The sequence below is a fragment of the Pseudomonas sp. R3-57 genome, from assembly GCF_051132065.1.
Taxonomy (GTDB): Bacteria; Pseudomonadota; Gammaproteobacteria; order Pseudomonadales; family Pseudomonadaceae; genus Aquipseudomonas.
Genome location: NZ_CP071655.1, coordinates 3,642,295 through 3,667,178, shown reverse-complemented (window position 1 = coordinate 3,667,178; position 24,884 = coordinate 3,642,295). Strand labels below are relative to the sequence as shown.

Sequence of the window (24,884 nt, the reverse complement as noted above, 5' to 3'; positions counted from 1 at the left end):
GGGAAGCTCCGTGGGTGAATGACTGCAGGATCGGCGTTCGCCAGGTATATTGGAAATGAATGTCTGGTATGACTGGTATAGCCATGAATAATTTGAGACGGCTGGATATCAATCTGTTGCTGACCCTGGATGTGCTACTGGCCGAGCACAACGTCACGCGCGCGGCGCAGCGGCTGAACCTGTCGCAGCCGTCGGTGAGCGTGCATCTGGCCAAGTTGCGCGACATTTTCGGCGATCCACTTTTGCTACCCGGCCCTCGGGGCATGCGTCCGACCGCACGGGCCGATGAATTGCGCGAACCGTTGCGCGAAGCGCTGGAAGCGTTGGAGCGGGCGGTGGCGCCGGCCAGTGCGTTCGACCCGGCGCAGGCGACGCACAGCTGGAAAATTGCCGCGACCGATTACGGCGAATCGACCGTGGTGCTGCCGGCACTCAGTGGCTTGCGCGAACAGGCGCCGGGCACGCGGCTGGCGGTGATCGATCTGCACCCGCAGCAATTGGTCAAAGAGGCTGAGCAGGGCGTGTTCGATCTGGCGCTGCACATCAGCGAGGACGCGCCGCCGGAGCTGCATCGGCGACCGCTGTTTCAGGAACGCTACGTGCTGACCGGGCGCATCGGCCATCCGCACCTGCAAACGGCGCCTACGCGTGAACAGTTCTGCTCGCTGGAACACGTATTGGTGTCAAGAGAGGGGGGGGGCTTTTTCGGGGTGACCGACCGGGCGTTGGCCGATGTCGGTTTGAGGCGCAACGTTGTGTTGTCGGTGCCGCACTTTCTGATGGCAATGTCGGTGCTGGTCAGCACCGACCTGGTTGCGATGCTGCCGTCACGGCTGGTGCGCGGCAATCCAGCCTTGCAGGTGGTCGACGCGCCCCTTCAAGTGCCAAGTTATGAAATGGCGATGTTCTGGGGTGAACGCGCGCACCGCGATCCGGCGCACAAGTGGTTGCGCGAGCATCTGCTGGCGTCGGTCTGAGGTCTGGTCAGGCGTGGACCAACGCCACTGCAAACGACACGACGATCATGCACGCGAAGGCGAAATTGAGATTCATGGGGTGTTCATCCTGAGCCGTTTTAGAATGGGGCCATTGTGAACAGGCGCACGGCAAAGAAAAAATTCGCCTTGTTGATTCCAATGATCGAAACAATTGATAGCCGCTGCGTTTGTATTTGTCTGAGGCTTTCGCTAGCCTTGGATAAACCTGCAACTACAAGCACAAACAGGCACAACCATGCACGATCACTCCATCGCCGAATTGCCCTCGCTGCGCCGGCAGAAAATCCTCTTGCTCCTTGAACGCGACGGCAAGGTCATGGCGTCCGAGTTGAGCCAGCACTTCGCAGTGTCCGAAGACACCATCCGCCGCGACCTCGCCGAACTAGACAACGCCGGGCTGGTGCAGCGCGTGCACGGCGGGGCGTTACCGCGGCCGAAAGACTCGGGCAAGGATTACTTCACCCGACTCGATGAAACCGATGAGGTCAAAGTTCGCCTGGCGCAACTGGCGGCGCGGCAGATTGAGGACGGGCAGATCGTGCTGTTCGATTCCGGCTCGACCACGTTGCAGGTGGCGCGCTCGCTGCGTGCCGATATCAGCATTACGGCGGTCACCGCGTCGCCGATGACGGCGATTGCCTTGTCCGAATACAGCGGTGTGAAAGTGATTCTCGCCGGAGGGCAGTTGAACCCGCGGACCATGGCGGCGGGCGGTCATGAGGCGCTGCGTCTGCTGGCCGGGATCAAGGCTGATCTGGCGATTACCGGCGTGTGCGCGATTCATCCGGAAGTGGGGATTACCTCGCTGCATTTCGATGAAGTTCCGGTCAAGCAAGCGATGCTCGACAGCGCGGCGCGGGTGATTGCCGTGACCTCGGCGGACAAGCTCGGCGCGGTGGAACCGTTTGTGGTCGCGCCGTGTACGCGCTTGCACATGTTGATCACCGAGCGGCATGTGGCGTCGGGGAGTGTCGAGGATTATCAGCGGTTGGGGATTGTGGTCGAGCAGCTTCCCGATTGAGGTTTTGTGGTGGGGCTGATGGCCTCATCGCGAGCAGGCGAAGGCCTACAATTGGAATGCGTTCCCCTGTAGGCCTTCGCCTGCTCGCGATAGGGCCGGTGCAGTCAACGCAACTTTTCAAGCATCTGGTAATACCACATCCCCGCCGCCAGCAACGGGTTGCCGAGCAAATCGCCCATCGGCACGCGGATGTGCTGGCAGGCGGCGAAGGTGTCGAACTGTTCCAGTTGTCCGGTGATCGCCCGGCTCATGATTTCACCCATGATGTGCGTGGTGGCGATGCCGTGGCCGGAGTAGCCCTGGCAGTACCAGACGTTGTCCGAGAGCTTGCCCAGTTGCGGGATGCGATTGATGACGATGCCCATCGCGCAGCTCCACTGATAGTCGATTTGCACGCCTTTGAGCGCCGGGAAAGTTCGCTCGATGCACGGGCGCAGTTCGGCGGCGATGTCCCGTGAGTCCTTGCCGCTGTAGTTGGCGCCGCCGCCGAACAGCAAACGGCCGTCAGCCGTAAGGCGATAGTAATCGAGGACAAAACGGCAGTCGTACACGGCGAGGTCTTGCGGGTTGATCTGCCGCGCCAGCTCGCCCAGCGGCGCGGTGGCGACGATCCCGCCCATGGCCGGGAAAATCTTGCCTTTGAGTTTGCCCGGTTCGAGCTTGTGGTAAACGTCGCCGGCGAGCATCACCTGGCTGGCGTCGATCTGCCCGTGAGCGGTGCGCACGCCCGGCTTGTCACCATGAATGATCTCCAGCACTTCGCTGTTCTCGAAAATCAGCGCCCCGAGACTTTCCGCCGCCCGTGCTTCGCCGATGCACAGATTGAGCGGGTGCAGGTGCAGGTTGCGGGTGTTCTTGATCGCCCCGTGATAGAGGTCGCTTTGCAGCAGATCGCGGACCTGAGTGCGGTCGAGCAGGCTCACCTCATCGCCCAGTCCGCGCCGCACGGCTTCTTCATAGTCGCTGCGCAGGCCGGTCATGTGGCTGGGCTTGTACGCCGCGTGCAAATGGCCGTGTTTGAGGTCGCACTGGATGGCATATTTTTCGACGCGCTGTTTGATGATTTCATGACCGCGCCAGCGCAGGTGCCAGATGAAATCGTCGACGTCATCACCGAGTTTCGCGCGCATCTGTTTGCGCATCGCGCCGTCGCCGGACAAGCTGCCGGTGACCTGACCGCCATTGCGCCCAGTGGCGCCCCAGCCGATCTTTTGGCTTTCGACGATGGCGACTTTCAGGCCTTTTTCCGCGAGTTCGACCGCGGTAGCGACGCCGGTGAAACCGCCGCCGATGATCACCACGTCCACCGAATGCCGGCCTTGCAGGGTCGGGTAGTCGGTGTCGCGGTTGAGGGTGGCGGTGTAGTAGGAATTGCAGCGTTGAGTCATGTCAGTGTCCACACAAATTCTTCGGTTGTACGCGGTCCCCTGTAGGAGTGAGCCTGCTCGCGATAGCGGTGTGTCAGACACTGATTTTTCACTGACATACCGCTATCGCGAGCAGGCTCACTCCTACAAAGGATGGTGTTGGGGCTTCAGGCCTCGGTCAGGTACCAGCGCCAATCCTGCTCACCCACCTCGGCCATGAACTGCCGGTACTCGGCCCTTTTCACCGCCAGATACACGCCCAGAAATTCCTGCCCCAAGGCATCCCGCGCCCACACCGAATTTTCCAGCGCCTGCAACGAAGTCAGCCAGTCTGTGGGCAGCAACTCCTTGGCCTGCGCATAGCCATTGCCCTCGACCGGCGCACCCGGATCGAGGTCTTCACGAATGCCGCGATGGATCCCGGCAAGAATCGCCGCCGCTGCCAGATACGGGTTGGCGTCGGCGCCGCAGATGCGGTGTTCGATGTGCCGGGTATGCGCCGGGCCACCGGGTACGCGCAGGCTGACGGTGCGGTTGTCGACGCCCCAGGTCGGCGCCAGCGGGGCGTAGCTGTTGGCCTGGAAACGCCGGTAGGAATTGGCGTTCGGGCAGAACAGCAGCAGCGAATCGAGCAGCGAGGCGAGCATGCCGCCAATCGCCGTGCGCAGCAGCGGCGTGCCGGCCGGATCTTGCGAGGCGAACAGGTTGTGCCCGGCGCCATCGGCGAGGCTGACGTGCATGTGCATGCCGGTGCCGGCCAGGTTATCGAACGGCTTGGCCATGAATGTCGCCTGCATGCCGTGCTTGTGCGCCACCGCTTTGACCAGACGTTTGTAGCGCACGGCCTGATCCATCGCCGCCAGTGCATCGCCGTGTTCGAGGGTGATTTCTACCTGGCCCGGCGCGTATTCGGAGATCGCCGTGCGCGCCGGAATGCCGTGCAGTTTGCAGGCGCTGTAGAGGTCGGCGAGGAACGGTTCGATCTGTTCCAGTTCGCGCAAACCGTAAACCTGGGTGTGTCGCGGTCGACCACCGTCAGCGTCCAGCGCCGGTTGCGGTCGGCCGTTGTGATCGCGTTTGGCGTCGAGCAGATAGAACTCCAGCTCGCAGGCCATGATCGGGTGGTAGCCCTCGGCTTTGAGCGCGTCGATGACCTTGATCAGCAAGTGCCGTGGGTCGGCGATGCTCGCCGGCAGGCCTTCGCTCGGGTGCATGCTGACCTGCACCGCGGCGGTTGGAATCTGCCGCCACGGCAGGCGCACCAGACTGCCTTCCAATGGATAGGCGCGGCAGTCGATGTCGCCGACGTCCCAGACCAGACCGGAGTTTTCCACGTCTGCACCCTGCACGGTCAGGCCGAGGATGGTGCTCGGCAATGGCCGGCCGCTTTCGTACACGGCGAGCAGTTCTTCGCGGTGCAACAGCTTGCCGCGCGGCACGCCGTTGGCGTCGAGGATGAACAGCTCGATCATGTCGATATCGGGGTTTTGCGCAAGGAACAGACGTGCGTCTTCAAGGGCTGCGAATTTCATGGCAATCACTCACGGGGGGCGCCGCACAGGCGCGCAGAATCGGGCCGGACACGACGCGGCAAAAGGCGTGGGCGTCCTGGCAGAGATATCAGGGAACAGAAGGCTGTCGCGGTTTTTTACCGACGCGATCAGACGGGCAGGGCGATATCCGGCGGGCGTGCGGAGTGACGCAGCTTGGAACGGCGCAGGGCCATGGGCAGATTGACGATACGGTTCATACGCCACTCCTGACGAGGGCGTGCGAGGGTGAGACGTACAACCAATGTGGTTGTTGAGGTGACGTACTCATAACGCGTGTTTCCGTTGGCGGAAAACGTCGGTGGCGGGGCTGACCCGCCGGCCGGTGTGCCCGGATAGTAAGGGGGAATCCGCGGGCGTGTAAACGGAAGATTATCGCGCCGCGCCTCAGCGCATCAGATGAAAGCCCAGCCCGACGAGGGCGCAAACGATCAGCACGCTGATCACCCCGCGCTTGAACACGAACAGCGCCACGCCCGCCGCTATCGCCAGAGCGATCGAAAACACATCGACGGCGCCGGCAAAACCGTTCGGCCAGAACACGTGGTAGGCGAAGAAACACGCCAGATTGACGATCACCCCGACCACCGCGGCGGTGATGGCAGTCAGCGGCGCGGTGAACTTCAGTTCGTCGTGCGTCGATTCCACCAGCGGCCCACCGGCGAGGATGAACAGAAACGAGGGCAGGAAGGTGAACCACGTCACCAATGTCGCCGCCAGGGCACCAGCGGCAAAAGCGTGCTCGGGGCCGAACGTCGGTTGCACGTAAGCACCGACGAAACCGACAAACGCCACCACCATGATCAGCGGCCCGGGCGTGGTTTCACCGAGGGCGAGGCCGTCGATCATCTGCGTCGGCGTCAGCCAGCCGTAATGGCCGACCGCGCCCTGATAAACGTACGGCAACACCGCGTACGCGCCGCCGAAGGTCAGCAGGGCAGCTTTGGTAAAGAACCAGCCCATCTGCGTGAACGTGCCGTCCCAGCCGAACAATGTCGTCAGCAGTGCCATCGGCAAGCACCACAGTGCCGCGCCAATCAGCGCCAGTTTCCACAGTTTCGCCGGTTTGAAACGCGCGTGTTCCGGTGTCGGCGTGTCGTCATCGATCAGCGCCGGGCCAAAGGATTTGCCGCTGTTACGCGGGCTGGCAGCGTTGAACCGCTGCGGGGCGAAGCGCCCGCCGAGATAGCCGATCAGTGCCGCGCCGAGCACGATCAGCGGGAAGGGGGCATTGAAGGCAAAAATCGCCACGAATGACGCCCCGGCAATCGCCCACAGCCAGGCGTTCTTCAGTGCACGCGAGCCGATGCGATGGGCCGCATGCAGGACGATTGCCGTCACCGCCGGTTTGATCCCATAAAACACCCCGGCCACGGCGGGCATGTCGCCGAAGGCGATGTAGACCCACGACAGTGCAATCAGAATGAACAGCGACGGCAGCACAAACAGCACACCGGCAACGACTCCACCCCAGGAGCGATGCAGCAGCCAGCCAATGTAGGTCGCCAGTTGCTGGGCCTCGGGGCCGGGCAGCAACATGCAGTAGTTGAGCGCGTGGAGAAAACGCTTTTCGGAAATCCAGCGGCGTCGCTCGACCAGTTCCTGATGCATGATCGCGATCTGCCCGGCCGGACCGCCGAAGCCGATGCAGCCTAGTTTGAGCCAGAAGCGCCAGGCGTGTTTCAGGGTGATGGGGGTGGGGCGCGGCGGGGCTTCGGGGGTTGGGTTCAAGTGCAACTCCTGCGGTGGGGCTCGGCGGAGCGGGTATCTAAGCAGGTTTTGGTGCATCTGTGGTGGTCAAACCGCGGCCCCTCATCGGAGCGCCGCCCGCCCAGCCCTCTCCCGAGGGAGAGGGAGCCGACCGAAGTGTCTGGCGTTATGCATCGACCTGAATGACCGCGTCGATTATGAGACCAAGCATCCAGAACGAAATGTGTGGCTTATGGATTCACCAATGCAACATCACCTCGACGGAGCTCGCCAGCATCCCCCGATCAGTTCCCTCTCCCTCGGGAGAGGGCTAGGCGGGCGGCGTTCCGATGAGGGGCTACGATGTCTGCCCCAAACCTCAGCCCCGAACTGATTGGGTTTCGGTCTGACAATCATTGAACGGTCCCGTTTGCGCGCTGGGGGTGGCCGGTCAGCCCCCCGTCATGTTCATGAACCGCACCACCTGCACATCATCGTTGACTTCGAAATTGTGCCGATACGGTTTCAGCTTCATGGCTTCGATGATGGCTTTTTCCAGGCGTTGCGGTTGCCCCGGATGGGCGCGTAGCACCGCTTTAAGGTCCATCGAATGCTCGTTACCCAAACACAACAACAACCGGCCTTCGACAGTCAGCCGTACACGGTTGCAGGTGGCGCAGAAGTTGTGGCTGTGCGGGGAGATGAAGCCCAGGCGAATCTCCGGTGCTTCGGCCAGGCGCCAGTAGCGTGACGGGCCTTGGGTCGATTCGGCGGAGTCGATCAGGGTGTAGCGTTCGGCGATTTTCTCGCGCACCTGGGCGCTGGAGAAAAACGACTCGGCGCGGCTGTGTTCGCTGATCGTGCCCAGCGGCATTTCTTCGATGAAGGAGATGTCGAGCTGACGATCGATGGCGAAGCTCACCAGATCGTTGATCTCGTGATCGTTGCGCCCTTGCATGACCACGCAATTGAGTTTGGTGCGGGTAAAACCGGCCTTGCGAGCGGCATCGATGCCGTCGATCACCTGGGCCAGATCACCGGTGCGGGTCAGTTCCTTGAAGCGCTGCGGGTCGAGGCTGTCGAGGCTGATGTTCAGGCGCTTGACCCCGGCGTCGAACAGCGGCGCGGCGAGTTTGCCCAGTTGCGAGCCGTTGGTGGTCAGGCACAGTTCGCGCAGGCCGGGCAGGGCGGCGATCTGTTCGCAGAGCTTGACCACACCGGGGCGGATCAGTGGTTCGCCACCGGTGAGGCGGATCTTGCGCGTGCCGAGGGCGACGAAGCTTTGCGCGACCTGAAACAGCTCTTCGAGCGTAAGGATCTGCTGGCGCGGCAGGAACTGCATGTCTTCGGCCATGCAATAGACGCAGCGGAAATCGCAGCGATCAGTCACCGACAGGCGCAAATAATCCACGCGGCGGTTGTGACCATCGATCAATTCACGCTCTGTCATGGGTTCGCCTCGTGGGTGTCAGGTGCGGCCAATTGGCGCAGTTGCGCAGGGTAAAGTCCGCACCCGTTGCCGTCCAATCACTCTGGCTGACCGGCTGATTGATCCGGTCGATGATCAAATCATTGCGCACCGAACATCGCCGTCCAGTAAATGCCGGCGTTGCTTTTCGGATCGGTCGCGTAAGCCGCACCGAGTTCCTTGTATTGCGGGTTCATCAGGTTGGCGCAATGGCCGGGGCTGGCAAGCCAGCCGTCGACGACTTTGCCGACTGTGTCTTGCCCGGCGGCGATGTTTTCGCCGACCAGTTGCCCGCTGTAGCCGGCGAGTTCGGCGCGGTCGCCGGGGGTGCGGCCGTCGCGGTCCTTGTGGTCGAGGTAATTGTTGTTGGCCATGTCGCGGCTGTGATCCTGCGCTACCGCGCCGAGCGTCGCGTTCCACGCCAGCGGTGCCGCAGCGGCGAAGGCCTGGCCGCCGCATTGGCGCGGCTGGCTGCGGGCGGCGTTGAGCTGGGTGAGCAGTTTCTGCCCTTCGCTTTGCCCGTCGCCGAGCTTCGCCGAGAGCAGTGGCCGTGCAAGGACGATGCGCCAGTCGCGATCGACGCGGTTTACGCCGATATCGACGAACTGCGGATCGAGCACCACCTGACAGAAACTTTCCTGAATCGCTTGCATCGCCGAAGCCGCGTCGCGCGGACCGTTGAGGGTAATCGCCTGGACGTTGACCATCGGGTAGCGGGCACTGGCCATGGCTTGCTGCAAATCGACCGCGCCGCTGGCCGGCAGGCGCAGCCGTGGATCGGCGGACAATGGCGGCAATTCATTTGACGCCTGCGTCCCGCAGCGCTGCGGCTGGCTGCGGTAGCTGTTGATCGACTCGATCAGTTGCAACTCATCGGCCGCCACCGCTGATGCGGCGAAGACAACGCCCAGCGATAACCCGGCGAGACGCAAAACAGATGGCATGAAGCGCATGGAAATCTCCCTTGAGCTGAATGCGCCCATGATGCGCGAAAGGCCCCCGGTGGGTGCAATGTCTTTTTTCGGCATCCGGCGGTTTTTTTATCCGGGATGTTTCTGCCATTTTTGCCGGCTACACTCTGCGCAGACCCCGAAAACCGGGCGTCTCACCGACGAAACATCCAGCCCGTAACGGGCGCTGCCGGAAGAACTGACATGGGATTGAAACGCTTGGCGGGTTGTCTGGTATTCACTTTGCTGGCAGGCGTGGCATCCGCCACCGAGCAGGCGCCGATCGAGGCCAAGGCCGAAGAGAAAGCGCAGGTGCTGGAGGAGAAAGCGGCGGACAAGGTCAGCAGCGTCCCGGCACCGAAATCCGAAGCGATCACCCCGACCGAGGCGCAAGCGGTTGACCCGGCCGGCGCGGCGCCGCTGGACGATCCGCTGACCTGTCTGGCACGCAGCATCTACTGGGAAGCCAAGGGCAAGGACACCCCGGAAATGGAAGCCGTGGCCAGCGTGGTGATGAATCGTCTCGGTCACGACGGTTTTCCCGATACGGTGTGCGCAGTGGTCAAACAAGGCTCGGAAAGCAAAAGCTGCCAGTTTTCCTGGTGGTGCGACGGCAAACCCGATCAGGTCAAGGAAGATGCCGAATATGCGCTGGCCAAGGAAATCGCCGGCAAGGCACTGAACCGCCAACTCAAGGATCGCACCCACGGCGCCATGTATTTCCACGACCGCAGGGTGCATCCGGGCTGGGCCAATGAATATCGCCGCACGGCGCAGATCGGCAAGTTTCAGTTTTATAAACCGGCGGGAGGGGATGCGCGGTAGGCCCACCGCCCTCTGTCGTCGCATGAAGATCCCTTGTAGGAGTGAGCCTGCTCGCGATAGCGGTGTGTCATTCAATACAGATGTTGACTGATGTACCGCTATCGCGAGCAGGCTCACTCCTACAGGGGGTTGTGTTGGCTGTCAGTCCAGCGGTTGGCGAGCGGGAAAAAACAGCTCGAAACAGGTCACGCCATTCTCGCTGCTGACCCTGTAGCGTCCCTGATGCAGCTGCATGATCGTCGCGACAATCGACAGGCCCAAGCCGTTGGATTGCGCCGAACGCTCGCGTGACTGGTCCACCCGATAGAAACGCTCGAACAGCCGCGCCAGATGCTTCGGCGCAATGCTCGCGCCCTGATTGCGCACGCATAGATAACTGCCATCCGCCTCGGCACTGGCCTCAACCTGCAGCGTCGAATCCGCTGCGCCGTACTTGATCGCATTGGCGCAGAGATTGGCCAGAGCACGGCGCAACAGCATCGGTTCGGCCCAGATCACGCCGTCGCCGCGAGCTTCGATGGTCATGCCGACATCCGCCGCCAGGCCCTCGAAGTAATCGGCGATGCGCTGCATTTCCTCCGCTGCGTCCAGCTCCTGACGTTGGCTCAAGGCACTGGCCGGATCGGTGCGGGCCAGGAACAGCATGTTGTCGAGCATGCGCGTCAGGCGTTCCAGCTCCTCGACGTTGGAGGCGAGCAATTGCTGATAGGCCTCGACACTGCGGTGTTGCTGCAGGGCGACCTGGGTTTCGCCGAGCAGATTGTTGATCGGCGTGCGCAGCTCATGGGCCATGTCGGTGGACACCTGGCTCAACTGCGCAAAGCCAGTGGCGAGCCGGTCGAGCATGGCATTGAAGGCTTCGATCATCGGCTGCAATTCGCGCGGTGCACCTTGGCTGTCGAGGCGCTGGTCCAGGTTGCCGACGCCAATGCCGTGCGCATGTCGGGCCAGACGTCGCACCGGCAGCAGGCCGCGATACACCAACAGGCAACCCACCAACGCCAACAGCAACGCCGCCAGCGAGGCCAGCCCGTAAACGCTCAAGCGGTAGCTTTCGAGCATGGCCGTGCGCTCGCTCATCAGGCGCCCGGTGGTGACTTGCAGATTGCCCAGATCGCCGGAATCGATGGTCGCCGCCACTGCCGAAAACGGCACGCCGTTGACGCTCGGCAGATGCTGCACATCGCGCAGGGTCATTGGGTGGTCGATCGGCACGGCGGGCAAATCCGGTGCGGTGAGGTTGCCCGGGTTGACCACCAGCAGCGGCGGCTCGCCGGGCGCGCCGATGGTCAACAACGCTTCGCGATTGCCGAGCATGTTCTGGAACAGCGCCGGTTTGTGCTTGATCAATTCCAGCGTGTTGCTGTCGTTGAGGAAACTGCGCAATTGATCGATACGACTGACCAGCGCCGTGTCATCGCGCCGGGTCAGTTGCTGTTCCAGCTCGTTGTACAGCGCAGCCCCGAGGCCGGCCAGCGAAGCGAAGGCGAGCAGGGCGAACAACAGCGCCAGGCGCAGGGTCAGCGAATACGCGCGAGGGCGGCTCATGGCTGGGTGTCGAAGCGATAGCCGATACCGCGCACGCTGTGAATCAGCTTGAGCTGGAACGGGTCATCGATTTTCGCCCGCAAGCGCCGCACGGCGACGTCGACGACGTTGGTGTCGCTGTCGAAATTCATGTCCCAGACCCGCGAGGCGATCAGCGAACGCGCGAGCACTTGCCCGGTGTGGCTGGCGAACAATTGCAGCAGGGCGAACTCCTTGTTGGTCAGGGTGATGCGGGTACCGGCGCGAGTCACGCGGCGCTTGAGCACGTCGATCTGTAGATCGGCGACTTGCAGTTGCTCGTCTTCATGAATCGGCCCACGCCGGGTCAGGGTGCGCAGGCGCGCCACCAGTTCGGCGAAGGAAAACGGCTTGATCAGGTAATCGTCGGCGCCGAGCTCAAGGCCTTTGACGCGGTCGGCGATGTCATCACGGGCGGTCAGGAACAACACCGGCGTGTCAGCTTCCTTGCGCAGCCGGCGCAGCACTTCCCAGCCATCCATTTTCGGCATCATCACGTCCAGCACGATCACGTCGAAGCTGTGCTCCAGCGCCAGGTGCAACCCATCGGCACCGTCGCGGGCCAGGCTGACGCTGTAGCCTAATTCCTGCAAACCGTTGAGCAGGTAATTGCCAGCCTTGGGTTCGTCTTCGACAACCAGAATATTCATCGGTCAGTCTCAATGGTCGTTGGTGCAGCCGCTGCCTTGAACCTGATAGTCCAGCACATGTTCGTGGCCCTGATGGTCGAGGTAATTCAAGCGCGCCGGGATCACTCCGCAAGCCTGTGAAATATCGGTGCTGGACAGCACTTTGTCGATATCCAGATGCACGTAGAAACCGGGTTTGTCATGGATTACGCCGCTGTCGGGGATGGTGGCGGCAAACACACTGCCGGTGGCGAGCAGGGCGGTGAAGGCGAGCAGGAGGGTTTTCATGGTCAGTCACTCAGTGGGTGAAGTGGATCGGCAATGGCGCCGGAACAACTTCAGGCTACCGAGCGATCCGCACGGCAAACCGACAACTGAATGACAAAGTTGTAATGAAACGGGGAGGTAAGGCAGACGAAGATCCCTTGTAGGAGTGAGCCTGCTCGCGATAGCGGTGTGTCATTCAGTACAGATGTTGACTGATGTACCGCTATCGCGAGCAGGCTCACTCCTACAGGGGGATTCGGTGTGCTTCAGCTCGCGTGGGTACTGAGAATGCTCGCAATCTGCTGCGGCTGGCAGTTGAGGTACGGCGAGGATTTCAGCCAGCGCTGATCGGGGTACCAGGAAAACATGAACTGGCCGTTCTTCAGGCGATCGATCACCTGTCTGGCAATCTGCGGCCGAACTGCGGGGCAGCCCTGGCTGCGGCCGATGCGGCCCTGGCGCTTGCTCCACAGCGGGTTCACGTAATCGGCGGCATGGATGACAATCGCCCGGTCGCGCGCCATGTCGTTAAAGCCCGGCTCCAGACCGTCCATGCGCAACGAGTAACCGTGGGTGCCGCTGTAACTTTCCTGAGTGCGGAACAGGCCGAGGCTGGACTGGAAACTTCCTTCGCGATTGGAGAATTGCGTGGCGAAGTTTTCCCCGGAGTTGGAGCCATGGGCGACCAGATCGCGCAGCACCAGCTTCTTCTTGCTCAGGTCGAAGATCCACAGTCGGCGTTCGGTGGACGGTTGCGAATAGTCGATGATCGCCAGATGACGCGACGGTTTCGCGCCGTTGCTCACCGCACACTGCATGGCGTTCAGCGCACCTTTCAGCGCGTGGGGATTGAGTTCTGGCGCGGCGTGCGCGAGGCTGGTGTAAAGAACCGGCGAGAGTTTGCCGGCGGCAAAAACGGGGCTGGTCACTACGACAAGGGTCGCGGTGCTCAGCAAAAGTCGGCGCAAAAACGTCAACATTGATGAAGTGTCCTCACTTGCTACATATCGGGCACTTTGGTTCCTGACGTCCAGTCGATACCTGCAGGCTCGATGATCGAGCCTGACTGTTCAGCGCACCTGATGTAAGGTTGACCGTCATCGAGACGGCCATGGATTGGAGTAAAGCAGTTGTTCAAAAAGTACGCATGCTACTTGAGCATTTGTTTGCTCGCTGCGCCGTTTGTCGCTTGTGCCGAGGAGGCGCTGCCGCCGTTGCCGACCCTGCCGACGCCAGCGGCCGAAATACCGGTCGAACCGCAAAGCCCGTTACAGGCGGTATTGATCAATCTGCGCCAGTCCTGCCCGGCGATTGCAACGCGGCTCGACGGCGCGGCGCTGAGCCAGTTGCAAGCGTTCTATCAGCAGCAGGACTGGCTGCCGGTGTGGGCCAGCGAATCCGCACGTTTGCCGGCATTGCACGGGCAATTGCGCTTGTTGGTCGACGATGGTCTCAATCCGGCGCGCTACCCGGTCGCGGCCGTAGCGCCGCAGGACGGCGAGCTGTGCGCCGATATCGAGATCAGTCGCTATTACCTGCAAGCGCTGCAGGACCTGCATTTCGGCCGCCTGCTGCAATCGCATTTCGAACCGCTGTGGCATTCAGACGACACCCCGCGTGACCGTCAGGCGGAATTATTGGCGATCGCCGTTCCCGGCCTGCATGACATCCCCGCAGCGTTCGATCTGGCGCGGCCGCGTCTGGCGCAATATCAGGATCTGCGGCAGCTCTACGCCGCCCAACGCCTGCAAACCTTGCCGCAATGGCAACCGGTCGGCAGCGGGCCACTGTTGCGCCCGGCGATGGAAGACAAGCGCGTACCTGAGCTGGCTCAGCGGCTGTACAGCGAAGGCTATCTGAGCGACGCCATCGGCACGTCGGGTAATGCTTATGAAGGCGCACTGGTTGATGCGGTGAAGAGTTTTCAGGTCAATCATTCGTTGCAGGCTGACGGGGTGGTCGGGCCGGGGACGATTGCCGAACTGAACATCAGCCCGCTGATCCGCCGCGAACAGTTGCGCGTCAATCTCGAGCGCTTCCGCTGGATGTCGCAGGACATGGAGCCCAATACGCTGCTGATCAACGTCGCCGCCGCCGAACTGACGCTGTATCAGGACGGCGCGCCCGTGTGGCAAACGCGCACTCAGGTTGGCCGCGCCGACCGCCAGACGCCGTTGCTGAAATCGCGCGTAACCCGCCTGACCCTGAACCCGACCTGGACCGTGCCGCCGACGATCTGGAAGGAAGACAAACTGCCGGAAATCCGCAAGGACCAGACCTTCCTCAGCCGCCACAACCTGCAAGTCCTCGACGCCAACGGTCTGCCGTTGGCGGCAGCGGACATCGACTGGGAAAACCCCGGCAACATCCTTCTGCGCCAGGACGCCGGGCCGCGCAATCCGTTGGGGCAAATGGTCATCCGGTTTCCCAACCCGTTTTCGGTGTACCTGCACGACACGCCGAGCAAGGCGCTGTTCGACAAAGGCCCGCGCGCATTCAGCTCCGGTTGCGTGCGCGTCGAACATCCGATGCAACTGCGCGATCTGCTGCTCACCCCGGCGGAAAAGGCCCGCACCGAAACCTTGCTGGCGTCCGGCACCACCCACGAATTTCGCTTGTCGGCGCCGGTGCCGATCCTGATGACCTACTGGACCGCGCAAGTCGACGGCAACGGCCAGTTGCGTTATGCGCCGGACATCTACAGCCGCGACAGTGCGTTACTGGCCGGGCTTGACCGCGCGCATTGAGGCTCAGCGCTGGCCGCGCCTCCACAACAGGCGCGCCAGCCAAGCATCGACACTCAACTTGCCGGCCCCGGCGAATACCAGTGGCGCCAACGCGGCCAGGTAGATCGCTGGCAGCTTGAAGTTGCCGAAGCCCTTGTTGGTGATCGCGTAACCCTGCGCCAGTTCGCTCAGCGACGACCAGTCGGCAGGCCAGTGCACAGCAGCCGTGGCGACCACCGTCACCACCATCAAGACCAGTGCCGAAAAGCGCGTGCCGAAACCGATCAGGATCGCCACGGCGCAGATCAGCTCGGCCCACATCGACAGTTCCCAGTTCAGCGTTGCCGGCAGTCGGTCGAAGGGGAAGGGGAAGCGCTCTTGAATGTCCTCGAACCAGTTCTGCCCGTTGAATTTCTCCAGCCCGGATTCGAAGAATTCCCAGGCGATGAACAGGCGCAAGGTCAACGGCGCCAGCCACGCGCCGGCGCGATCGAGGTTCAGGTGCAGGTGCTGAACGGTGTTGGAGAGGGTTTTGCTCATGAGGGGCTCCGGTGGTTCTTCAAGTGAAATCGACCGGTGCATTTGAAGTGTGGGGTGTATCGGGGGTGTGTCGTTGGGGTGGGGAATTGTTGGTTGGGTGTGTCTGGGCGGGGGCTGGATACACTGGGGTACACGCAGTGAAACCGAGTTGGCTCGGCCCCTCATCGGAACGCCGCCCGCCCAGCCCTCTCCCAGAGGGAGAGGGGGCCGACCGCGGGGTTTTGCGCTGTGCATCGACCTGAGACACCGAGTCGATTTTGGCTCTGCCGAGGTGCGGCCAGGATGGAGTCAACTTCCAATGGCTTGGCGATAACGGATTCAGCGCTAACCGTTCAGGTCGGCGCATTACGCCAATATCCTCACCCTAGCCCTCTCCCTCCGGGAGAGGGCTAGGCGGGCGGCGTTCCGATGAGGGCAGCAATTTCGGCACCCGCCACAAATACCAAGCCGCCACCGTCCGATAAGGCCGCCACGCCAACCCAATTTCGATCATCTGCTTGCGCGTCGGCTGCACCTCCAGCCCCTTCAACCGCCGATAACCCTCACGCATCCCGAAATCGTCGGCCGGCAGAATATCCATGCGCTCCAGGCTGTAGATCAACAACATCTCCACCGTCCAGCGCCCGACCCCGCGCAAACTCACCAGCCGTTCGATCAGCGCCTCATCGTCCATTGCCAGCGCCGTGGCGTAATCCGGCACTACACCATCCAGCGTCGCCTGGGCGATGCCATGAATCGTGGCGATCTTGCTCGCGGAAAACCCGCAGCCGCGCAGGCGCTCGACGTCGGTGGCGAGAATCTGCTCCGGCCGCGGAAACGTCTGTGCGGCGAACAACCCCAGCAAACGCCCCAGAATCGCGTCCCCGGCCTTGGCGTGCAGTTGCTGATAAGCGATCGCCCGCACCAGCGATTCATACGGATCGCGCGCCGGATGCGGGCGATGCAGGCACGGGCCTATAGCGGCGATATGGCGATGCCAGTCAGCATCGAGTGCGGCGAGAAAATCGCTCGCCGCTTGATAGGTCTCTGTCACGTTATTTCAGCAGGCCGTTGAGTTGTGTATCGAGCATGCTCATCGAAATCCCTTTGTGATCAGTTTCAGCAAGTCAGAACGCGAGTTGTTGCGTGAGCTGCGTGGCGGCGTTTTCCAGGCGCAACAGAAACGCCTTGCGCGGCTGCCCTCCACCATAGCCGGTCAACGCGCCATCTGCGCCGATCACCCGGTGACACGGCACCACGATCGACAGGCGATTATGCCCGTTGGCCAGGCCGACGGCGCGGCTGGCGCCGGGTTTGCCCAGCGTGGCAGCGATGGCGCCGTAAGTGCTGGTATGGCCGTAGGGGATTTGCAGCAGCGCCGCCCAGACCTGGCGATCAAACTTGTTGCCGGGTAAATGCAGGGCGACGCTGAACTCGTTCAGTCTCCCGGCAAAATACTCCGCCAGTTGCGTTTCGATCTGCTGCAAATGCGCGTTGTGTCCCGGCGCGACGGCGTAACCGTAGCGCCCGTGCAACTGCTCGACTTCGCGGATCAGCGCCGGCCGGTCGAGGAATTCCAGCAACACCAGACCGCGGCGTTCGGCCATGGCGATCATCGGCCCCAGCGGCGTGGTCAGTCGGGTGAACAGCAGCGGCTCGCTCTGGGCGACGCGGCCTGGCGTGATGTGGAAGGACTTCTGAAACGCATCGCGAAAACCGCTGAGCGATTCATAGCCGGAATCGAAGGCCGCATGGTCGATCGATGCGCCTTGCTTGATTCCGCCCAGCGCCATGCCCAGCCGTCGTGTGCGCAGCCAGGCATGGAAGGTCATGCCGAAGTGCTGCTTGAACCAGCGGCGCAGCTTCAGCGGTTCGATGCCTTCAGCGAGCAACTGCGCATCGCTCCAGCGCACCTCGGGGTCGGCATCCACAGCGCTGAGCAGGCGCTGCACCCAGTCCGGGGCGATGGCCGCTGCATCCAGCGGTTTGCAGCGCAGGCAGGCGCGGTAGCCGGCCGACAGGCAATCGTCGGCATGCGCGAAAAACTCGACATTCTCCGGTTTCGGTTTGCGCGCCGTGCAACTGGGGCGGCAAAAGATTCCGGTGGTTTTCACCGCCGTGAAGAACACGCCCTCATAGGCAGTGTCGCGTTCAAGCATGGCGCGAACCATTTCGGCGTGGGGCGGCAGGGCAGTGGTCTGTATGTTCATGGGCTGAGAGTAAAACTGCTTCGTCGATGACTCCACCGAAAAATCGACAGTGAATTTTTTTCGATCTGCACCACAATCACTCGATCGCCGCTTGTGAGGAATCAACGCCATGCCACCGTTCACCATCCAGCGCATCGATCACATCGTCCTGCGCGTCGCCGATCTGCAACGTAGCATCGACTTCTACGCCCGGGTATTCGGTGCCGAAGTGGTCCGCCACAATCAGCCGCTGGGTTTGGTGCATCTGCGCGCCGGCACTTCGATGATCGATCTGGTCGACCTGCAAGGCGAGCTGGGCCGCAAGGGCGGCGGCGCAGCAGGGGCGGAGCGGCGTAATGTCGATCATTTCTGCCTGCGCATCGAACCGTTCGACGAAGCGGCGCTCACCGTTCACTTGCAAGCCTGCGGCCTGACCGTGGAGAAAGCCGCCAGACGCTTCGGCGCCGAGGGTTACGGCCTCTCGCTGTATTGCTTTGACCCGGACGGCAATCAGGTCGAACTCAAAGGGCCGAGCGAAGCCTGATTCGGCTCAGGTCACTAGCGCAGGCACCGTTGGTCTTTTCCATCGCACTCCACAAGCCTTGGGCATTCCAAACAAGTCCGATCACGACTTTTCTGGAGGCAGCCATGACCCATCCATCCAGCACTGACAAGCCGCTCGAAGAAACCCTCAGCCCGAACGACGATGGTTTTGTTATCGGCACCGCCGGGCGCGACGAAGACCCTAACGCCACAACTGACTGGGACCATGCGCGCGACACCGACGAGGTGATGACGCCCGCCGATACCCGCGGTTTGCCCGGCTATCCCGGCGCAGAGAAAGCCGGCAAGGACACGCAAAGTGTCGACAGCAGCATTCCGGCCAACGGCGACCCGGCCCTGCAAACCAACGACAGCGCCGATTGAACCGTCGTACGACAGCAGATCGCGGGAGGCTTGCGATGAATAAACCGATGCTCAAATGTGCGCTGGTCGCGCTGACTTTTTCTCTCGGCATGGCGCAGGCCTATGCCGCGCAAACCAAGCGCGTCGATGTGCTGCTGGTGGGCGGCGGGATCATGAGTTCGACCCTGGCGGTGTGGCTCAGCGAACTGGAACCGGGCTGGTCGATGGAAATGGTCGAGCGCCTGGACAAGGTCGCCGAGGAAAGCTCCAACGGCTGGAACAACGCCGGCACCGGCCACTCGGCGCTGGCCGAACTGAACTACACGCCGGAGAAGGACGGCAAGATCGACATCACCAAAGCCGTCGAAATCAACGAAGCGTTCCAGATCACCCGGCAGTTTCTCGCCTGGCAGGTGAAAACCGGCGTGTTGAAAAATCCGCGTTCGTTCATCAATTCCACGCCGCACATGAGCTTCGTCTGGGGCGATGACAACATCCGCTTCCTGAAAAAGCGCTACGAGGCGTTGCAGGCCAGCCCGTTGTTCCGCCCGATGCAATATTCCGAAGACCCGGCGCAGATCAAGCAATGGGTACCGCTGATGATGGAAGGGCGCGACCCGGCGCAGAAAATCGCCGCGACCTGGACGCCGATCGGCACCGACGTCAATTTTGGCGAGATCACCCGGCAGTTCGTCAGCCATTTGCAATCGCGCGATAACTTCTCGCTGCAATTGTCCTCGGAAGTGCGCGACATCACTCGCAACGATGACGGCTCCTGGCACGTCGAGTACAAGAATCTGAAGGACGGCACGACCACCGCCACCGATGCCAAATTCCTCTTTATCGGTGCCGGTGGTGCAGCGTTGCCGCTGTTGCAGAAGTCCGGCATCGAGGAGGCCAAGGACTACGCCGGGTTCCCGGTCGGCGGCTCGTTTCTGGTCACCGAGAATACCGAGATAGCCCAGCAGCACATGGCCAAGGCCTATGGCATCGCCTCAACCGGCGCACCGCCGATGTCGGTGCCGCACCTCGACACGCGCGTGCTCGACGGCAAACGGGTGATTCTGTTCGGGCCGTTTGCGACGTTCTCGACCAAGTTCCTCAAGGAGGGCTCGTACTTCGACCTGCCGGCCAGTACCACTTTGCATAATCTGTGGCCGATGGTCCGGGTCGGCGTGCGTGAATTCGATCTGGTGCAATACCTCGCCGGCCAGTTGATGCAGTCCGACGATGACCGTTTCGAGGCGCTCCAAGCGTATTTCCCACAGGCGCAGAAGCAGGACTGGCGCTTGTGGCAAGCGGGCCAGCGTGTGCAGATCATCAAAAAGGACGAGCAGCAGGGCGGGGTGCTCAAGCTTGGCACCGAGGTGGTCGCGTCCAAGGACGGCAGCATTGCCGCGTTGCTCGGCGCCTCGCCGGGTGCCTCGACGGCGGCGCCGATCATGCTTGATCTGATGCAGAAGGTGTTCAAGGACAAACTGGCGTCCGCGCCGTGGCAGGACAAGCTGCGCCAGATCGTGCCCAGCTACGGCACGCGCCTGAATGAACACCCGGACAAGGTCATGGAGGAGTGGCGCTACACCAGCGAAGTGCTGCAACTGACGCCGCCACCGGGTATCGATCAGGCGCAGCCGAGCAACCCGCCGACGCACATCGACGCCGTGCAACAGCCACATCTGGACAGCGATCCCGATCTCAAGCCTTGAACAGTGGGGATGGCGGCGCCGGGCGAACTTTTCGCGTTCGGCGCCACTCTGAACCATTCAGAGGGTCACCGGGCGGCAGAAAAAACTGGCCCGGCAGGCAGTTTAGGCGCGCGCCGTGATAAATTCGTCGCCCGTTATGCCGACCCCGAATGGCCCCAGGCGGCCCCACCAAGAGCGATCTACATGCAAGCAAAGGCCCGTGAGGTTTATGTGCCACCGGTGCTGCAGGATCTGCGGGCCGGCACAGCCGAACTGCACATCGCACTGGAAAAACGCCTTCCTTTTTTCTCCGACACCCTTGATACCCAGGCTTTCGAGCGTCTGATGCAGGCCTATTACGGCTTTTATCGGCCGCTGGAACAGGCCCTGCAAGCCAGCAACGCGATTCCGGACGACTTCGATCTGACCCCACGGCTCAAGACCGCAACCTTGCGCGCTGACCTGCAAGCGCTGGGCGCCAGTGCCGAAGCGCTGGCCAGCCTGCCGCAATGCGATGAGTTGCCGCGTATCGATTCCAGCGCGGCCTGCCTCGGCGTGTTGTATGTACTGGAAGGTGCGACCCTCGGCGGGCAGATTCTGCGCCGGGAAATCGCTGCCCGGTTGGGCCTGGAAGCCGACAACGGCGCGGCTTTTCTCGATGTCTACGGCGCGGCCACCGGGCGCCGCTGGCGCGGTTTCATCGAATACCTCGGCAGCCGGCCCATGGACGCTGCCGAACGGGCAGACGTCGTCCGCGCTGCGCAAACTACATTCAGCTGTTTCGAGCAGTGGCTCGAGCGCCGGGAGGTGCTGGCATGACCCCGCAAGACAAACAAGCCTTCGAAGAGCTGCTCGCCAACTGCGCCGACGAACCGATCCGGTTTCCCGGTGCGATTCAGCCCCACGGTCTGCTGTTGACCCTGAGCGAGCCTGCGCTGCAGATCATTCAGGTCAGCGCCAACGTCGAAACATTGCTCGGCCAGGCGCCAGAGCCGCTGATCGGCCAGCCGCTGCACGAACTGATTGGTCTGGAGCACTGCGCGCAGGTGCTTGAGGCATTGCAACGCGATGCGCAGGCCGATGCGCCACCGCTGTATTTTCGTCTGAACGGCACCGCGTTCGAGGGTTTGCTGCACCGCCATCAAGGCGTGCTGATTCTGGAACTGGAAATCCACGTCGAGAACTTCCAGCCGCGCAACGTCGCCGGGGTCAAAACTCATCTGGGGCGCATGTTGCAACGCCTGCAAGCGGCGACGTCGCTGCTGGCGCTGTACGACATCAGCGTCAAGGAAATCCAGGCGATGACCGGTTACGACCGGGTGCTGATCTATCGGTTCGAGGAGGAGGGCCACGGTCAGGTCATCGCCGAAGCCTCCGATCCATCGATGGAAGTGTTCAACGGCCTGTTTTTCCCGGCCTCGGACATTCCCGAACAGGCCCGCGAGCTGTACCGCACCAATTGGCTGCGGATCATCCCCAATGCCGATTACCAGCCGGTGCCGCTGGTGCCGAAGTTGCGCCCGGACACCCAGCAGCCGCTGGACCTGAGCTTCGCCACGCTGCGCAGCGTCTCGCCGATTCATTGCCAGTACATGAAGAACATGGGCGTGTTGTCGTCGATGAGCATTTCCCTGCTCAAGGGCGACAAGCTCTGGGGCCTGATCAGTTGCGGCAATCGCCAGCCGCTGCATGTGCCTCATGAATTGCGCATGGCCTGCCAAACCATCGGCCAGGTGCTGTCATTGCAGATCAGCGCGATGGAAGCGCTGGAACTGAGCCGTCAGCGCGACGAAAAGCTCGAAGCGCTGGCGCAGCTCAATCAGGCGATGATCGACTCACCGCAAAACGTTTTCGACGGCCTGGCGCAACAGCCCGAGACGTTGATGGCCCTGACCGGCGCCGGCGGCATCGCGATTATCGAAGACAAGCAATTGCACCGTTACGGCAACTGCCCTGAGCCGGAAGACATCCGCGCGCTGCACAGATGGCTGCAGGAACGCGGCGAGCCGGTATTCGCCAGCCATCATTTGTCCAGCGTCTACCCACCCGCAGCGCAGTATCAGCAGGTGGCCAGCGGAGTGCTGGCGTTGAGCTTGCCCAAACCGGTAGAGAACGGCGTGCTGTGGTTCCGCCCGGAGGTCAAAGAAAACATCAATTGGAGCGGCGACCCGCGCAAACCGCTGGACTTGGAAAACTCCGACGCGGGCCTGCGCCTGCGGCCGCGCACCTCGTTCGAGATCTGGAAAGTCGAGATGGCCGGCATTTCAGTCAAATGGAGCCATGGCGACCTGTTTGCCGCCAACGATCTGCGCCGCTCGGCACTGGAAAACGACCTGGCACGCCAGGTGCGTCGCGAGCAGGAAGCGGTGCGTGCGCGCGAGGAGCTGGTGGCGGTGGTCTCCCACGATCTGCGCAACCCGATGACGGTGATCTCGATGCTCTGCGGCATGATGCAAAAGGCTTTCAGCTCCGACGGCGCGCACACCTCGCGGCGCATCTCCACGGCCATCGACACGATGCAGCAGGCCACCGCGCGGATGAATACCCTGCTGGAGGATTTGCTCGATACCTCGAAAATCGATGCTGGGCGCTACACCATCAGCCCGCAGCCGCTGGAAGTCGGGCATATCTTCGAAGAGGCGCAGTCGCTGCTGACGCCGCTGGCGCAGGACAAGGACATCAGCATTTCCTTCGAGGCTGATCCGGATCTGCGGATCCACGCCGACCCTGAGCGGTTGTTTCAGGTGCTGTCGAATCTGGTCGGCAATGCGATCAAGTTCACTCCGCGACTGGGCACTGTTGGTGTGCATGCGACCACGGTGGGTGACGAGATTGTGTTTACTGTGCGTGATAGCGGTGAGGGGATTCCGAAGGAGCATCTGCCGCATGTGTTCGATCGGTACTGGACGGTGAAAGAGGGTAATCCGACGGGTACGGGGCTGGGGTTGTATATCACTCAGGGGATTGTTGAGGCGCATGGCGGGCGGATCGTTGCCGAGAGTGAGCCGGGGCGGGGGAGCGAGTTTCGGTTTACGGTGCCGCGGGTCGCTTGATCTTTGATCTTTGATCTTTGATCTTTGAGTTTTGGGTACATATCCGTTGCTGCGGTAACGGCTGCTTAGGGTTCCGCCCTTACGGCGGGTCACCTTTTTCAAACGCCAAAAAGGTAACCCAAAACGCTTGCTCCTACGTACGGCCCTCGCAGGCTCGGGTCCCTTCGCTCCGGGATCGATCCGGGCGCAGCGGCTACGGTTTGCTGCGCTGCACCTCCTTCCGCTGTGTCTGGCTGCGCCAGACGGTCGCTGCGCTCCCACGCCCGGATCAATCCCTCCACTCAGCCTTCCGATGTCGCCGGTTAGGCAAGATCAAGATCAAGATCAAGATCAAGAGCACTCGAGCTAACGCTCATTGTTGAGTGGTTAGAAGCGGGTGGTTGGCTTTGGATTGGTGGTGTGGCTGCCCCTCACCCCAGCCCTCCCCCCTGGAGAGGGAGCCGATTTTGGGGCCGTTCAAAATCTGCATTCGACTCGGTATTTCCGGTGGCGTACCTCGCCCATCCACCACGATCAGTTCCCTCTCCCTCCGGGAGAGGGCTAGGCGGGCGGCGTTCCGATGAGGGGCTTTTGATCTTCAGCGTCGCCATCAAGGTCGAAAGCAGGCGAGCTGACACTCGGCCTCATGGTTGTACTCGGCCCCTGTGGGAGCTTGCCTGCAAGCGATTGGGCCAGTACAGGCAACACTGTCATTGACCAAAAGGTAATTTTCTTCAATACCCACCCATCGCCACTGACTAAGGTGTGCCCCTTGTTCCTCGTTTTGAAGCAGGTGTGCGATGAGTCTGATTGTTTCGATGGCGGCGTTTGCGTTGGCGGCTTCCATCACGCCGGGGCCGGTGAATATCGTGGCGTTGAGCTCGGGGGCGAGGTATGGGTTTCGTGCCAGTCAGCGGCATGTCGCCGGGGCGACGTTGGGGTTTGTGTTGTTGCTGGTGTTGATGGGCCTGGGTCTGCATGAGGTTTTGCAGCGCTGGCCGTTCATGACCCGTTTGGTGCAATGGGCCGGTGTTGCGTTTTTGCTGTTCATGGCGTGGAAACTCGCCAGTGATGACGGCCAGCTTAATGCGACCGACTCAGGTCGGGCACCGTCGATGCTCTACGGTGCGGTCATGCAATGGCTCAACCCCAAAGCCTGGCTGGCGTGTGTGGCGGGCATGGGGGCGTTTGTTGCCGATGGCGAGGCGCGGTTGGTCTGGCAGTTTGCGGCGGTGTATCTGGTGATCTGTTATCTGTCGGTCGGCTGCTGGGCGTATGCGGGGACGTTTTTGCGCGGGTATCTGAACAATGCCAAGGGGATGCGCTGGTTCAATCGGGTCATGGCCGGGTTGTTGGCGTTGAGCGCAATTTATCTGCTGCTCCCGTGACCCCATGTAGGAGTGAGCCTGCTCGCGATAGCGGACTTCCAGTCAATTATGCTTCCGACTGGAAGTCCGCTATCGCGAGCAGGCTCACTCCTACAGGGATTGGTGTTCA

General features: G+C 61.9%; 22 protein-coding genes. 10 read left to right on the top strand and 12 right to left on the bottom strand.

Going from position 1 to position 24,884, the window contains the following annotated elements; genetic code table 11:
* The first annotated feature begins 83 nt into the window (after window positions 1-83).
* A complete protein-coding gene (locus tag J3P93_RS16350; protein ID WP_434589597.1) occupies window positions 84-977 on the top strand; it encodes a LysR family transcriptional regulator in 894 nt (297 codons plus the stop codon).
* A gap of 256 nt (window positions 978-1,233) precedes the next feature.
* Entirely contained in the window at window positions 1,234-2,019 is a 786-nt protein-coding gene (locus tag J3P93_RS16345) for a DeoR/GlpR family DNA-binding transcription regulator (protein ID WP_434589594.1), read from the top strand.
* A gap of 104 nt (window positions 2,020-2,123) precedes the next feature.
* Here the strand turns inward: J3P93_RS16345 and J3P93_RS16340 are convergent, their stop codons facing one another.
* From J3P93_RS16340 to J3P93_RS16320, 5 genes are all read right to left on the bottom strand, one after another.
* Window positions 2,124-3,407, bottom strand: a complete 1,284-nt coding sequence (locus J3P93_RS16340; protein WP_434589591.1) for an NAD(P)/FAD-dependent oxidoreductase — start codon at window positions 3,405-3,407, stop codon at window positions 2,124-2,126.
* A 146-nt stretch (window positions 3,408-3,553) separates the two neighbouring features.
* On the bottom strand, window positions 3,554-4,918 hold the full coding sequence (locus J3P93_RS16335) for a glutamine synthetase family protein (RefSeq protein ID WP_434589588.1): 1,365 nt from the start codon (window positions 4,916-4,918) through the stop codon (window positions 3,554-3,556).
* A 405-nt stretch (window positions 4,919-5,323) separates the two neighbouring features.
* Window positions 5,324-6,667 carry a chromate efflux transporter gene (gene chrA / locus J3P93_RS16330; protein ID WP_434589585.1) on the bottom strand — a complete coding sequence of 448 codons (1,344 nt, stop codon included), beginning with the start codon at window positions 6,665-6,667 and terminating at the stop codon, window positions 5,324-5,326.
* Between the two features lie 409 nt (window positions 6,668-7,076).
* On the bottom strand, window positions 7,077-8,075 hold the full coding sequence (moaA, locus tag J3P93_RS16325) for a GTP 3',8-cyclase MoaA (RefSeq protein WP_203421702.1): 999 nt from the start codon (window positions 8,073-8,075) through the stop codon (window positions 7,077-7,079).
* A 119-nt stretch (window positions 8,076-8,194) separates the two neighbouring features.
* The gene (locus J3P93_RS16320; protein ID WP_434589581.1) at window positions 8,195-9,046 is read right to left on the bottom strand and encodes a CAP domain-containing protein; all 852 of its coding nucleotides are present in this window, start codon (window positions 9,044-9,046) and stop codon (window positions 8,195-8,197) included.
* 201 nt (window positions 9,047-9,247) lie between these two features.
* On the opposite strand from J3P93_RS16320, the gene J3P93_RS16315 reads away from it, so the two are divergent.
* Entirely contained in the window at window positions 9,248-9,868 is a 621-nt protein-coding gene (locus J3P93_RS16315) for a cell wall hydrolase (RefSeq protein WP_434589578.1), read from the top strand.
* Between the two features lie 141 nt (window positions 9,869-10,009).
* Here J3P93_RS16315 and J3P93_RS16310 read toward each other — a convergent pair whose 3' ends face one another.
* The 4 genes from J3P93_RS16310 to J3P93_RS16295 all read right to left on the bottom strand — a co-directional run bounded on the left by J3P93_RS16310 (window position 10,010) and on the right by J3P93_RS16295 (window position 13,310).
* A complete protein-coding gene (locus J3P93_RS16310; RefSeq protein ID WP_434589575.1) occupies window positions 10,010-11,416 on the bottom strand; it encodes a heavy metal sensor histidine kinase in 1,407 nt (468 codons plus the stop codon).
* Window positions 11,413-12,084 carry a heavy metal response regulator transcription factor gene (locus tag J3P93_RS16305; RefSeq protein WP_090282879.1) on the bottom strand — a complete coding sequence of 224 codons (672 nt, stop codon included), beginning with the start codon at window positions 12,082-12,084 and terminating at the stop codon, window positions 11,413-11,415. The genes J3P93_RS16310 and J3P93_RS16305 overlap by 4 nt, the downstream gene beginning before the upstream one ends.
* 9 nt (window positions 12,085-12,093) lie before the next feature.
* Window positions 12,094-12,351: a DUF2790 domain-containing protein gene (locus J3P93_RS16300; protein ID WP_434589572.1), complete on the bottom strand. Its 258-nt coding sequence runs from the start codon at window positions 12,349-12,351 to the stop codon at window positions 12,094-12,096.
* Between the two features lie 245 nt (window positions 12,352-12,596).
* Window positions 12,597-13,310, bottom strand: coding sequence for a murein L,D-transpeptidase catalytic domain family protein (locus J3P93_RS16295; protein ID WP_434589569.1), 714 nt, complete (start codon window positions 13,308-13,310; stop codon window positions 12,597-12,599).
* Window positions 13,311-13,460: 150 nt separating this feature from the next.
* Between J3P93_RS16295 and J3P93_RS16290 the strand changes: the two genes are divergently transcribed.
* The gene (locus J3P93_RS16290; protein WP_434589567.1) at window positions 13,461-15,077 is read left to right on the top strand and encodes a L,D-transpeptidase family protein; all 1,617 of its coding nucleotides are present in this window, start codon (window positions 13,461-13,463) and stop codon (window positions 15,075-15,077) included.
* A 3-nt stretch (window positions 15,078-15,080) separates the two neighbouring features.
* Here the strand turns inward: J3P93_RS16290 and J3P93_RS16285 are convergent, their stop codons facing one another.
* The 3 genes from J3P93_RS16285 to J3P93_RS16275 form a co-directional block, all read right to left on the bottom strand.
* Entirely contained in the window at window positions 15,081-15,596 is a 516-nt protein-coding gene (locus tag J3P93_RS16285) for an HvfX family Cu-binding RiPP maturation protein (protein WP_434589564.1), read from the bottom strand.
* 364 nt (window positions 15,597-15,960) lie between these two features.
* Window positions 15,961-16,629: a DNA-3-methyladenine glycosylase family protein gene (locus tag J3P93_RS16280; protein ID WP_434589561.1), complete on the bottom strand. Its 669-nt coding sequence runs from the start codon at window positions 16,627-16,629 to the stop codon at window positions 15,961-15,963.
* 73 nt (window positions 16,630-16,702) lie between these two features.
* Window positions 16,703-17,785 (bottom strand): bifunctional transcriptional activator/DNA repair enzyme AdaA, encoded by a 1,083-nt coding sequence (locus tag J3P93_RS16275; RefSeq protein WP_434589559.1) that lies wholly within the window; start codon window positions 17,783-17,785, stop codon window positions 16,703-16,705.
* 109 nt (window positions 17,786-17,894) lie between these two features.
* On the opposite strand from J3P93_RS16275, the gene J3P93_RS16270 reads away from it, so the two are divergent.
* From J3P93_RS16270 to J3P93_RS16245, 6 genes are all read left to right on the top strand, one after another.
* Window positions 17,895-18,308, top strand: a complete 414-nt coding sequence (locus tag J3P93_RS16270; RefSeq protein ID WP_434589556.1) for a VOC family protein — start codon at window positions 17,895-17,897, stop codon at window positions 18,306-18,308.
* Between the two features lie 104 nt (window positions 18,309-18,412).
* Entirely contained in the window at window positions 18,413-18,691 is a 279-nt protein-coding gene (locus tag J3P93_RS16265) for a hypothetical protein (protein ID WP_434589553.1), read from the top strand.
* A 47-nt stretch (window positions 18,692-18,738) separates the two neighbouring features.
* The gene (mqo, locus tag J3P93_RS16260) at window positions 18,739-20,376 is read left to right on the top strand and encodes a malate dehydrogenase (quinone) (RefSeq protein WP_434598408.1); all 1,638 of its coding nucleotides are present in this window, start codon (window positions 18,739-18,741) and stop codon (window positions 20,374-20,376) included.
* Window positions 20,377-20,559: 183 nt separating this feature from the next.
* Window positions 20,560-21,174, top strand: coding sequence for a biliverdin-producing heme oxygenase (locus J3P93_RS16255; protein ID WP_434589550.1), 615 nt, complete (start codon window positions 20,560-20,562; stop codon window positions 21,172-21,174).
* Window positions 21,171-23,408, top strand: a complete 2,238-nt coding sequence (locus tag J3P93_RS16250) for an ATP-binding protein (protein ID WP_434589547.1) — start codon at window positions 21,171-21,173, stop codon at window positions 23,406-23,408. The genes J3P93_RS16255 and J3P93_RS16250 overlap by 4 nt, the downstream gene beginning before the upstream one ends.
* Window positions 23,409-24,187: 779 nt before the next feature.
* Complete coding sequence (locus J3P93_RS16245; protein WP_434589545.1) at window positions 24,188-24,775, top strand: LysE family translocator; 588 nt, start codon at window positions 24,188-24,190, stop codon at window positions 24,773-24,775.
* The last annotated feature ends 109 nt before the right edge of the window (window positions 24,776-24,884 follow it).